The organism is Zavarzinia compransoris (assembly GCF_003173055.1).
In the GTDB taxonomy this organism is placed as follows: Bacteria; Pseudomonadota; Alphaproteobacteria; order Zavarziniales; family Zavarziniaceae; genus Zavarzinia; species Zavarzinia compransoris.
On the sequence record NZ_QGLF01000005.1, the window covers coordinates 87,932 to 99,766 of the forward strand.

9 protein-coding genes are annotated in these 11,835 nt (G+C 69.7%); 7 read left to right on the forward strand and 2 right to left on the reverse strand.

The window, feature by feature from the left end; all coding sequences use genetic code 11:
* The first annotated feature begins 3 nt into the window (after positions 1-3).
* Positions 4-2,331 (forward strand): Tex family protein, encoded by a 2,328-nt coding sequence (locus DKG75_RS17320; protein WP_109922435.1) that lies wholly within the window; start codon positions 4-6, stop codon positions 2,329-2,331.
* Between the two features lie 100 nt (positions 2,332-2,431).
* On the opposite strand, the gene recQ is transcribed toward DKG75_RS17320, so the two are convergent.
* The gene (recQ, locus tag DKG75_RS17325; RefSeq protein WP_109922436.1) at positions 2,432-4,246 is read right to left on the reverse strand and encodes a DNA helicase RecQ; all 1,815 of its coding nucleotides are present in this window, start codon (positions 4,244-4,246) and stop codon (positions 2,432-2,434) included.
* 108 nt (positions 4,247-4,354) lie between these two features.
* On the opposite strand from recQ, the gene DKG75_RS17330 reads away from it, so the two are divergent.
* The 4 genes from DKG75_RS17330 (at position 4,355) to DKG75_RS17345 (ending at position 8,130) form a co-directional block, all read left to right on the forward strand.
* A complete protein-coding gene (locus tag DKG75_RS17330; RefSeq protein WP_109922437.1) occupies positions 4,355-5,218 on the forward strand; it encodes an aldose 1-epimerase family protein in 864 nt (287 codons plus the stop codon).
* A gap of 115 nt (positions 5,219-5,333) precedes the next feature.
* Entirely contained in the window at positions 5,334-6,674 is a 1,341-nt protein-coding gene (rimO, locus tag DKG75_RS17335; RefSeq protein WP_109922438.1) for a 30S ribosomal protein S12 methylthiotransferase RimO, read from the forward strand.
* An 81-nt stretch (positions 6,675-6,755) separates the two neighbouring features.
* Positions 6,756-7,817, forward strand: coding sequence for a hypothetical protein (locus DKG75_RS17340; protein WP_109922439.1), 1,062 nt, complete (start codon positions 6,756-6,758; stop codon positions 7,815-7,817).
* A 73-nt stretch (positions 7,818-7,890) separates the two neighbouring features.
* Positions 7,891-8,130, forward strand: a complete 240-nt coding sequence (locus DKG75_RS17345) for a DUF2061 domain-containing protein (protein ID WP_109922440.1) — start codon at positions 7,891-7,893, stop codon at positions 8,128-8,130.
* 6 nt (positions 8,131-8,136) lie between these two features.
* On the opposite strand, the gene DKG75_RS17350 is transcribed toward DKG75_RS17345, so the two are convergent.
* The gene (locus DKG75_RS17350) at positions 8,137-8,931 is read right to left on the reverse strand and encodes a hypothetical protein (RefSeq protein WP_109922441.1); all 795 of its coding nucleotides are present in this window, start codon (positions 8,929-8,931) and stop codon (positions 8,137-8,139) included.
* 193 nt (positions 8,932-9,124) lie between these two features.
* Here DKG75_RS17350 and DKG75_RS17355 point away from each other — a divergent pair, with 193 nt between their 5' ends.
* On the forward strand, positions 9,125-10,615 hold the full coding sequence (locus DKG75_RS17355; RefSeq protein WP_208111913.1) for an FAD-linked oxidase C-terminal domain-containing protein: 1,491 nt from the start codon (positions 9,125-9,127) through the stop codon (positions 10,613-10,615).
* Positions 10,616-10,628: 13 nt separating this feature from the next.
* Positions 10,629-11,834 carry an FAD-binding protein gene (locus tag DKG75_RS17360; protein ID WP_109922443.1) on the forward strand — a complete coding sequence of 402 codons (1,206 nt, stop codon included), beginning with the start codon at positions 10,629-10,631 and terminating at the stop codon, positions 11,832-11,834.
* The last annotated feature ends 1 nt before the right edge of the window (position 11,835 follow it).

Here is an 11,835-nt window from a genome sequence, read left to right on the forward strand (position 1 = left end):
CTCATGACCGCAGCCAGCCCCCGCATCGCCCGCCTTATCGCCGCCGAGATCCAGGCGAAGCCGGAACAGGTGAATGCGGCGGTCGAATTGCTGGACGGCGGCGCCACGGTGCCCTTCATCGCCCGCTACCGCAAGGAAGCGACCGGCGGCCTGGACGATACTCAACTCCGCACCCTGGAAGAGCGCCTGACCTATCTCCGCGACCTCGCGGCCCGGCGCGAGACGGTGCTGGAGTCGATCCGTTCGCAAGGCAAGCTGACCGATGAGCTGGCGGCGAAGATCGATGCCGCTGCCACCAAGGCCGAGCTTGAAGACATCTACCTGCCCTATAAGCCGAAGCGCCGGACCAAGGCGGAAATCGCCCGGGAAAAGGGCCTTGGCCCGCTGGCAGAGGCCCTGCTGGCCAATCGCCGGCTGGTGCCGCAGGAGGCGGCTGCGGCCTATCTCACCGAAGATGTGGCGGATGTGAAGGCGGCCCTCGACGGTGCGCGCGACATCATCGTCGAACAGATGGCGGAAAATGCCGATCTCGTCGGCAGCCTCCGCAACTACATGAAGGAAAACGCCCAGGTCCATGCCCGCCTGGTCGAGGGCAAGGCCGAGGCCGGCGCCAAGTTCAGCGATTATTTCGATCACGCGGAACGCTGGGCCGCGGTCCCCAGCCACCGGGCCCTGGCCATGCTGCGCGGCCGGAACGAGGAAATCCTCACCGTCGACATCGAGATTGATGCCGACAGCGACGCCCCGGTGAAGCCGGTCGAGGCCCGCATCATGGGCGCCTATCAGATCGACCCGAAGGCGGCGGCGCCGGCCGACAAATGGCTGGGCGAGGTAGCGCGCTGGTGCTGGCGGGTGAAACTGTCGCTGCATCTCTCGATCGACCTGATGAACGAGATGCGCGAACGGGCGGAGGAAGAGGCGATCCACGTCTTCGCCCGGAACCTGAAGGATATATTGCTCGCCGCCCCCGCCGGCTCCCGCGCGACACTCGGCCTCGATCCGGGCATCCGCACCGGGGTCAAGGTCGCGGTGGTCGACGGCACGGGCAAGGTGCTCGATACCGCCACCGTCTATCCGTTCCAGCCGCGGAACGACCTGCGCGGCGCCCAGGCGGCGCTCGGCCACCTGATCCTGAAGCATGGGGTCGAACTGGTCGCCATCGGCAATGGCACCGCCAGCCGCGAGACCGACAAGCTGGCCGCCGACCTGATCGCCGACCTGCCGGCGGAGCGCCGCCCGATCAAGGTGGTGGTGTCGGAGGCCGGCGCCTCGGTCTATTCGGCCTCCGCGCTGGCGGCCGCCGAATTCCCGGATCTCGATGTCTCGCTGCGCGGCGCCGTCTCCATCGCCCGGCGCCTGCAGGATCCGCTGGCCGAACTGGTGAAGATCGAGCCCAAGTCGATCGGTGTCGGCCAATACCAGCATGACGTCGACCAGCACCGCCTGGCCCGGGCCCTGGACGCGGTGGTCGAGGATGCGGTGAACGCGGTCGGCGTCGATCTCAACACGGCCTCCGCCTCGCTGCTCGCGCGGGTGTCCGGTCTCGGCGCCTCGCTGGCCGAGGCGATCGTGGCCCATCGCAACGCCAACGGTCCCTTCGGCAGCCGCAAGGATCTCCTCGCCGTCTCGCGCCTGGGGCCGAAGACCTTCGAGCAATGCGCCGGTTTCCTGCGCATCCCCAGCGGGGCGGAGCCGCTGGACGCCTCCTCGGTCCACCCGGAAGCCTATGGCGTGGCGAAGAAGATCGTCGCCGCCTGTGGCCGCGACCTGCGCAGCCTGATGGGCGATGCGAAACGCCTGAAGTCCCTCGATCCGGCCGATTTCGTCGACGGGAAATTCGGCGTGCCCACGGTGCGCGACATCCTGGCCGAGTTGGAAAAGCCGGGCCGCGACCCCCGGCCCGAATTCAAGACCGCGAGCTTTGCCGACGGCATCGAGGCGATCACCGACCTGAAGCCGGGCATGATCCTGGAAGGCACGGTGACCAATGTCGCGGCCTTCGGCGCCTTCGTCGATATCGGCGTGCACCAGGACGGCCTCGTCCACATCAGCCAGATCGCCGACCGCTTCGTCAAGGACCCGTCGGAAGTGGTGAAGGCGGGCGACGTGGTCAAGGTCAAGGTGCTGGAAGTCGACGTGAAGCGGAAGCGCATCTCCCTGACCATGCGGAAGGGCGAGCCGGTGCCGCGCGATGCCGGGCGCCCGCCGCAGAACCAGCCCGCCCGCCCGCAGGATGCCCGCCGCGGCGCCGCCCCGCAAAAGCGCGACGAGCGCGGCAGCCAGCAGGGCAGCCTGGGCGCGGCGCTTCTCGATGCCATGCGCCGGAAGTGATCAAAGCATCGTCAGGCGAAGTGGGAACCGGTTCGCCGTCCGGCGATGCGTAAAATCGAAGCGATAGAGCATGTTCGGCATGACGGTCATTCCAAACATGCTAACCGTCGAAGTTCTCGATCACTTCGATGAAACGGTCGGCGTAACGCTCCAGCTTGGCCTGGCCGACGCCGGGGACCTGGGCGAAACTGAGGTGATCGAGCGGGCGGCGTTCCGCCAGCTCGATCAGCGTCGTATCGTGGAAGATCACATAGGGCGGCACGCCCTGTTCCCGGGCGAGTTCCAGGCGGAGCGCCCTGAGCGCGCCGAACAGGGTGCCGGCGGCGGTGCCTTCGGCCGGGCGGTCCGGGGTGCTGCGGCGGCGTTTCTCGCCCCGCGCCGCCGTCACTTTCGGCGGATCGATGCGCAGTTCCACCCGCTGCTCGCCGCGCAGCACCGGGCGGCACTCGTCGGTGAGCACGAGGGCGCCGTGACGCTCCAGGTCCACTTCGATGAAGCCGAGGGCGGCCAATTGGCGTAAGACCCCGCGCCAGAAATCCTTGGGCTGGTCTTTGCCGATGCCGAAGGTCTTGATCGTGTGGTGGCCGAACTGGCGCACCTTCTCGGTCTCGTTGCCGGTCAGGACATCGATGACATGGACGGCGCCGAAGCGTTCCCCGGTGCGGTAGACGGCGGACAGCGCCTTCTGCGCCTCGACCGTGCCGTCGCGGGTTTCGACCGGGTGCAGGCAGGTGTCGCAATTGCCGCAAGGGCGCGTGTCCGTCTCGCCGAAATAGGACAGCAGGACTTGGCGGCGGCAGCGCGCGGTCTCGCAGAAGCCGAGCAGGGCTTCGAGCTTGCTGCGCTCCACCCGCTTGAAGGCTTCCGCCGCCTCGGAGCCGGCCATCAGCTGGCGCAGGCGGGCGACATCCTCGATCCCGTAGAACAGCAGGGCTTCGGACGGCAGGCCGTCGCGTCCGGCGCGGCCGGTTTCCTGGTAATAGGCTTCGATCGTCTTCGGCAGGTCGAGGTGGACGACGAAGCGCACGTCCGGCTTGTCGATGCCCATGCCGAACGCGATGGTCGCGACCATGATCACGCCTTCGTCCTTCAGGAAGCGGTCGTGGTTCCGGGCGCGCAGGTCGCGGTCGAGGCCGGCGTGATAGGGCAGGGCATTGAACCCTTGCGCCACGCACCATTCGGCCATGGTCTCGACCTTGGCCCGGCTCATGCAGTAAATGACTCCGGCCTGGCCGCGCCGCCCGTCGAGGAAGCGCTTCAGCCCGGCCCGGGGCTCGATCTTGGGCACCACCGTGTAGCGGATGTTCGGCCGGTCGAAACCGGCCATGAACAGGGGCGCCTCCTCCAGCCCGAGGCGGGTGGCGATGTCGCGCCGTGTCGGGCCGTCGGCGGTGGCGGTCAAGCCGATGCGCGGCACCTGGGGGAAGCGCCGATGCAGCACGTCGAGCTGGAGATATTCCGGCCGGAAGTCGTGGCCCCATTGCGAGACGCAATGCGCCTCGTCGATGGCGAAGAGGGCGATGGGGGCCTCGTCCAGCAGGTCGAGGAAGCGCTCGGTCATCAGCCGCTCGGGGGCGACATAGAGCAGATCGAGGTCGCCGTTGCGCAAGGCCCGCTCGACCGCCCGCGCCGCGCCGGCATCGAGTGCCGAATTCAGTGCCGCGGCGCGCACGCCCAACTGGCGCAGCGCCTCGACCTGATCCTGCATCAGGGCGATCAGGGGCGAGACGACGATGCCCACCCCCGCCCGGCACAGCGCCGGCACCTGATAGCACAGCGACTTGCCGCCGCCGGTGGGCATGACCACCAGGCAATCGCCGCCCGCGACCACATGATCGATGATCTCGGCCTGACGGCCCCGGAAGGCGTCATAGCCGAAGATGTCGCGAAGGACATCCAGGGGGCGGCGCGGCATATTGCTCATGGTCCTGCTTATAGGGCCTATGGCCCGGCCTTGCCACGATTTGGTGCGATACGGGGCGGTATCCGCTATATCTGGCCGGCGCACGGCGGGGAGGGACAGGTGGCGGACAGGATCGAGTTGAACGCGGGCGACTGGACGGCCGAAATCAACAGCTTCGGCGCGGAATTGAGCCGCCTGCACCACCAAAGCCACGGCGACCTGCTGTGGCCGGCGGCCGAGCCCTGGCGGCGCCATGCCCCCAACCTGTTTCCGATCGTCGGCAAGCTGGCTGGCGGCCGCCTGCGCCACCAGGGCCGGGACTACGACCTGGGGCAGCACGGCTTCGCCCGCGACCGCGAGTTCGGGATCGCCGCCCGGGCCTGGGACGCGGCGGTGTTCCGCCTCTCCGACGACGAGGATACCCGGCGGCACTATCCCTTTCCCTTCATCCTCGACATCGGCTATCGCCTGACGGCGGCGGGCCTCGACATCACCTATGACGTGATCAACCCGACGCCCGGCCCCTTGCCCTTCAGCATCGGCGCCCATCCGGCCTTTCGCTGGCCGCTCGACCGGGCGGCGGCGAAAACCGCCCATTGGCTTGAATTCGATGCGCCCGAGCCGGCGCCGATCCGCCGCCTTGCCGAGGGCCTGCTGGCGCCCGAGCCGCAGCCGAGCCCGGTGCGGGGGCGCCGGCTCGACCTCGACGACAGCCTGTTCGCCGCGGATGCGGTGATCATGGACCGGCTGGCGAGCCGGGGCCTCGTCTTCGCCGGGCCCGGCCTTGGCCTCCGCATCGCCTGGACCGGCTTCAGCGAACTCGGCCTCTGGATGAAGCCGGGGGCGGACTATCTCTGCATCGAGCCCTGGGCGGGCTTTGCCGATCCCCTCGGCTTTGCCGGCGAATTCAGCGAAAAACCCGGGCTTCGCCATGCCGACGACGAGGGGCGCTGCCGCTTCACCCTGTCGGTCGCGCTGGCCTGAGAGGCCCCGGACGGGTCGATCCGGCGGCGTGCATGGCGGCATGAGGGAACAGGCCCTTGCGGAAGCGATCGGACCGGCGGATAAAGGCGCCGATACCGTTTCCCCGAGAAAACCCATGTCGTCATCCGCCGCTGCGCAGAAGCCCAGCCCGAAAGTCGGTCTCGTCTCCCTGGGCTGCCCCAAGGCCCTGGTCGATTCCGAGCGCATCATCACCCAGCTGAAGGCCGAGGGCTATGAGATCAGCCCCGACTATGCCGGCGCCGATGTGGTGGTGGTCAATACCTGCGGCTTCCTCGACAGCGCCCGTGCGGAATCGCTGGAGGCGATCGGCGAGGCCCTGAACGAGAACGGCAAGGTCATCGTCACCGGCTGCCTGGGCGCGACGCCGGACCTGATCCTCGGCCAATATCCGAGCGTGCTGGCCGTCACCGGCCCGCATCGATACGAGCAGGTGATGAAGGCGGTGCACGAGGTGGTGCCGCCGCAGCACGATCCCTTCGTCGATCTGGTGCCGGCGGCGGGGGTCAAGCTGACCCCGCGCCACTATGCCTATCTGAAGATTTCGGAAGGCTGCAATCACCGCTGTTCCTTCTGCATCATCCCGCATTTGCGCGGCGACCTGGTCTCGCGCCCTATCGACGAGGTCCTGCGCGAGGCGGAGAACCTGGTGAACGGCGGCGTGCGCGAATTGCTGGTGATCAGCCAGGATACTTCGGCCTATGGCGTCGACCTGCGCCACCGTGGCGCCGAATGGCGCGGCCGGGAACGCCGGGCCCATATGACCGATCTGGCCGCGGCACTTGGCGAATTGGGTGCCTGGGTGCGGCTGCACTATGTCTATCCCTATCCGCATGTCGACGACGTCATCCCGCTGATGGCGGCGGGCAAGGTGCTGCCCTATCTCGACATTCCGTTCCAGCACGCCTCGCCCCGGGTGCTGAAGGCGATGCGCCGCCCGGGCAACCAGGAAAAAGTGCTGAGCCGGCTGGCGGCGTGGCGCCGGGACGTGCCCGATATCGCCATCCGCTCCACCTTCATCGTCGGCTTCCCCGGCGAGACGGAGGCGGATTTCGAGGAACTCCTGGCCTTCCTGAAGGAAGCAAGGCTCGACCGGGTCGGCTGCTTCCGCTACGAGGCGGTCGACGGTGCCCCGGCGAACGATCTGCCCGATGCCGTGCCGGAAGCGGTGAAGGAAGAACGCTGGAACCGCTTCATGGCCGTCCAGCAGCAGATCTCGATGGAAAAGCTGGACGCGAAGGTCGGCCGCACCTTCGACGTCCTGGTCGACGAGATCGACGAGGAGGACGGCGTGATCTGCCGCTCCTACGCCGATGCGCCGGAGATCGACGGCAATGTCATCATCGAGGAACCGGCGCGGAAACTCCGCCCCGGCGAGATGGTGAAGGTGAAGATCACCGATGCGGGCGAATATGATCTCTGGGGCGAGATGGTCTGACCCCCCGGCCAGGGGCTTGCATCCCCGGGGCGACCGGCGCGAGGCTGGGGCATCGCCATCGCTTCCCGGGGGGATGAAGCCTTGATATCGCGCCACGCCGGCAAATGCCTTTGCCTCGCCGCCCTGCTGATCGCAATCGCCGCGCCCGCCCGGGCGGAACCGGCCGTCGACTGGCTGCACCATCTGGCGCCGAACCTGCCGCCGCCGGTCCCCTTGCCCGACAGCACCGAGATTTCGGGCGCCTGGACCGCCAAGGCGACGGCCGAGGACGGCAAGACCGTCGACTTCATCCTGGAGGTCACCCGCGACCGCCGGACCGACGGCCCCTCCGCCGGCTGGGGCTATGTCGCGGCCCTGGCGCCGATCGTCGGCCATGGGCCGCTGGACGGGCAATGCCTGCTGGACCGCTGCATGCTGAGCACCACCTTTCAGGACGGCAGCCTGCTCGTCCTCAGCCTCGACATGGCGGGGCCGGCGCCGGCGGGCAGTTTCACCCTGGCCCTCGACGGCTATCACCAGCCGGCGGTGACCGGCCGGGTGGCGGTGGCGGGGCCGGCGCCCGCCCTGGTGACGGCGACGCTGGAGGCGCAGGAGAAGCCGCTCGCCCTGGCCGGCTATCCGCTCGCCGTGCACAACGATTATCTGGCCGAGGCGATCGCCGCCTGGCAGGCCGGCGCCGGCCTGCATCCGACCGGCCTGCTGACCCCGGACCAGGCCGCCCGGCTCGAGGCGGACGCAACCGCCGCCGCCGCCGCGGCCGGCTGGACCGACAAGGCCGACGGCAAGCACGGCTTCGTCTTCACCTATCCGGCCAAGCGCCTCTCGGCGGAAAGCGCGATCCCCGGCGGACAGCGCTTCGCCACCGCCGACGGCACGGTGACCGCCGAACTGACGATCGGGAAGAGCCTCGATCCCGACGGGCTCAGCGCCCTCTACGAGAAGCTGAGCGAGGCCGACGCCACGGTCGTCACCAGTTCCGTCGCCATGAGCGGCGGCGCCATCTCCCTCGACGAAGTGTTCGAGAACGGCCGCCGGCGTACCACCGTGCTGAACCTGCCCCAGGGGCTGGTGACCCTGGTGGTCCGGGTCGCCGATGCCGGGGATGCATGGCTGCTATCGGTCATCAGGATCGCCGAGCCCTGAAAACCGCCTTGCCAGGTCCGATCTAAATGATAATAATTCGCAATATCGTTGGTTCGGACGATGCGAGGATATCATGGCGTGGGATCTGGCAAAGACGGCGACTTTCGCGATGCTGCACTTCGGTGTCGGTTTCGGCGTCACCTATGCCTTCACCGGCTCGGTGGAGATCGCGACCGGCGTCGCCCTGGTGGAACCGGCGGTGAACACGGTGGTGTTCTTCTTCCACGAACGGGTGTGGAAGCGCCTGGGCCGGGGCAGCGCCGCCGGCCGGCCGGCGGAAGCCGCCGTCATGGGCTGCGGCCACGCCCTCTGAGCGCGGTCAGATCCGCCGGCGCGGGGCCCGCAGCAGCAGCCACAGCGAGCGCAGCGCCAGCAGGCCGAACAGGCCGAGGCCGCCGGCCACCGCGGTCATGACGTTGAGGGCGCCGGCCTGGGCGTCGGTATCCACCCGCTCGACCTCGTCGAAGACGTCGTTCACCACCAGGATCTCGCCGGCGACCGAACTCAGGGCCGCGGCATTTTCCGCCAGCCGGCGGGCGTCTTCCGGAACCTCGCCGGTGCCCGACTGGAACAGGCTGATCTCCACCGCCACCCCGCCGATGATGGTCAGGGCGCCCGCCTGCAAGACCCGGCCGGCGGGCGAGTCGAGGCTGGTGCCGGTGACGAGGTAATTGCCGCCCTCGACCAGCAGGACTTTCAGGCCCGGCGTCGCCGCCGCATCGCGGGCGCTGGCGGCGGTCAGGCTCTTCCGGGCGTCGCCCATGAAGCGGGCCGGGGTCTGTACCGTGACCGGCTCGCCCCCGCGAAGCGTGGCGCCGATCTGGCCGAGGCGGTCGATCCTGGCCAGCCGGCCCTGGCGCCAGGCTTCCAATTCGTCGCAATCGGCAAAGGCCAGGGCCTGGCGCAATTGTTCCGCCTCGCGCCGGGCAAGCTCGGCGGCGACGGCCGCCTCCCGCTCCACCTCGGGCGAGAGGCGGCAGAAGCCGAAGGGCGGCGCCAGTTCCAGCGGCCGGCCCGCAACCACCAGGGTTTCCGCCGGTGCCGCCGCCGGCAGCAGCGCCCCGGCCAGCGCCACGGCCGCGGCAAGCCCCCGGATCAGGCGGCAAACAGGCATGAATTTCCGGGGCTTATCGGTCAAGGCAGTCTCAGCGGCAGGAATTGCGCCTATAGCTGCACAATTGACCGGAGACTGCTTCCCGGATTGCCACCAAAATGGTTGTACATCGACTGCCGCCGGGTGATCGTCGCAGGCTTGCAACAGAATGCCGCCCCGATCATCCTGAGCGGCGGGAGGAATGCGCATGGCCTTGACGATGCCGGTACCCGACAGCGCGGTGATCGACGGGCGGGCGGATCTCCTGGCCCGCCTGGCGCGGCTGGTGCCGGCCGATGCCCTGATCGCGGCCGATTCGGCGCTCGGCGCCTATGAATGCGATGCCCTCACCGCCTATGCCCAGCGCCCGCTGGCCGTCGTCCTGCCGCGCACCACCGCCGAGGTGGCGGCGGTGCTGGCCGCCTGCCGGGCGGCGGGGGCCAAGGTGGTGCCGCGCGGGGCGGGAACCTCGCTGTCCGGCGGGGCGCTGCCGCTGGCGGACGGCATCGTGCTGTCGCTGGCGCGCTTCAACCGCATCCTCGACATCGATCTCGCCAACCGCTGCATCACCGCCCAGCCGGGGGTGACCAATCTCGCCCTCACCCGGGCGGTCGAGGCGGACGGCTTCTTCTATGCCCCCGATCCGTCGAGCCAGATCGCCTGCACCATCGGCGGCAATGTCGCCGAGAATTCGGGCGGCGTGCATTGCCTGAAATACGGCCTGACCACCCATAACCTGCTTGGTCTCGAGATGGTGCTGATCGACGGCACCGTGGTCCGTCTCGGCGGCGGCAAGGCGCTGGACGGGCCGGGTTACGACCTGCTCGGCATCGTCACCGGGTCCGAGGGCCTGCTCGGCGTCGTCACCGAAGTCACCGTCCGCATCACGCCCAAGCCCCAGGGGGTGGGGGCCCTGCTGGCCGGCTTCCCCACGGTCGAGGCCGCGGGGGCGGCGGTCGCCGCCGTCATCGGCGCCGGCATCGTCCCCGGCGGGATCGAGATGATGGACAATCTCGCCATCAATGCCGCCGAGGATTTCTGCCATGCCGGCTATCCCCGCGACGTCGCCGCCCTGCTTATCGTCGAACTCGACGGCCCGGCCGGCGAGGTCGAGGCGCGGATGGACGAGGTCGCCGCCCTGCTTGCCGCTGGCGGCGCCTGCACCCTGCGGCGCACCCGCGACGATGCGGAACGCCTGGCGTTCTGGGCCGGGCGGAAAGCGGCCTTCCCGGCGGTCGGCCGCATCTCGCCCGATTACCTGTGCATGGACGGCACCATCCCGCGCGGCCGCCTGCCCGAGATCCTGGCGGCGATCGAGCGGCTGTCGGCGCACTATGACTTACGCTGCGCCAATGTCTTTCATGCCGGCGACGGCAACCTGCATCCCCTGATCCTCTATGATGCCAACCGGCCCGGCGAATTGCAGCGGGCGGAAGAGTTCGGCGCCGACATCCTGCGCGCCTGCGTCGCCGCCGGCGGCGTCCTGACCGGGGAACACGGCGTCGGCATCGAGAAGCGCGACCTGATGGGCGCCATGTTCGACGAGACCGACCTCGCGGTGCAGCAGCGCCTGAAATGCGCCTTCGACGGCGCCGGCCTGCTCAACCCGGGCAAGGTCTTTCCCGTGCTTCACGCCTGCGCCGAACTCGGGCGGCTGCAGGTTTCGGGCGGCAAGCTGCGCTTTCCCGATCTGCCGCGCTTCTGATGGGGAGGTTCTGATGGAACGCCTGCATCCCCGTAACGACCAGGATCTCGCCGCGCTGATCGCCGACGCGCGGGCGCGGGCGCGCGGCCTGCATGTCGTCGGCGGCGGCACCCGCGCCGGCCTCGGCCATCCGGTGGCGGCCGGGGCGGTGCTCGATCTTTCCGCCTTCGCCGGGATCGAAGTCTACGAGCCGGCGGAACAGGTCATCACCCTCGGCCCCGCCACCCGCCTCTCCGACGTGGCGGCGGTCCTGGCCGAAAAGGGCCAGCGCCTCAGCTTCGATCCGCCCGATACCGGGCCTCTGTTCGGCGAGGGCGCCGGCCTCGGCACGATCGGCGGGGCCATCGCCGCCAATCTGTCGGGCCCGGCGCGGCCGCGGGCGGGGGCGGCGCGCGATCACCTGCTCGGCGTCGACGCGGTGACCGGCCGGGGCGAGATCTTCAAGGCCGGCGGCAGGGTGGTGAAGAATGTCACGGGTTACGACCTGCCCAAGCTGATCGCCGGCTCCTTCGGCACCCTGGCGGCGATGACCCGGGTAACCCTGCGCGTGGCCGGGCTGCCGGCCGCCTCGGTCACCGCGGTGCTGCTCGATCTCGAGGCGGCGGCGGCGGGCCGCGTCATGCAGGCGATCGCCGGTTCGGCGCTGGAGCCGGTGGCGCTCGCCTACCTGCCTGCCGCTACCGCTGTCCGCTGCCGGCATCATCCGCTGGCGGCGGCGGCCGTGCTGGCGCGCTTCGAAGGGCCGGCGGCGGCCCTGCCGGAACGCCTGTCCGATCTTCAGGCGCTGGCCGGCCCCGCCGCCCCGATCGAGGTGATCGAAGACGAGGACTCGGACGAGACCTGGAGCGCCATCCGCGACGTCGCCGGCCTGCTGCCCGAGGGCGAACGGGCGCTGTGGCGGATCGCGGTGCCGCCAGCGGCGGGCTGTACTCTCGCCCACGGCCTCGCGGCGGATCTGCCGGGGGCCCATTGGTTCGCCGATTGGGGCGGCGGACGGGTCTGGCTGTCGGTGCCTGCAGGGGCGGAGGCGGGGGCCGCCCTGATCCGGCCCCGGGTGAGGGCGGCGGGCGGCCATGCCCAATTGTTCCGGGCGCCCCTTGCGGTCAAGGCCGCGGTACCGGTGTTCGAGCCGCTGGAGCCGGGGCGGGCGCTGGTTGAAAGCCGGGTCCGCGACGCCTTCGATCCCGCCCGCATTCTCAATCCCGGCAAGCTCGGCTGAA

Coding starts and splice junctions, on each gene's coding strand:
- DKG75_RS17320 (WP_109922435.1), top strand. CDS start 4: ATGACCGCAGCCAGCCCCCGCATCGCCCGCCTTATCGCCGCCGAGATC.
- recQ (WP_109922436.1), bottom strand. CDS start 4,246: ATGCCGCGCCGCCCCCTGGATGTCCTTCGCGACATCTTCGGCTATGAC.
- rimO (WP_109922438.1), top strand. CDS start 5,334: ATGTCGTCATCCGCCGCTGCGCAGAAGCCCAGCCCGAAAGTCGGTCTC.
- DKG75_RS17345 (WP_109922440.1), top strand. CDS start 7,891: ATGGCGTGGGATCTGGCAAAGACGGCGACTTTCGCGATGCTGCACTTC.
- DKG75_RS17350 (WP_109922441.1), bottom strand. CDS start 8,931: ATGCCTGTTTGCCGCCTGATCCGGGGGCTTGCCGCGGCCGTGGCGCTG.
- DKG75_RS17360 (WP_109922443.1), top strand. CDS start 10,629: ATGGAACGCCTGCATCCCCGTAACGACCAGGATCTCGCCGCGCTGATC.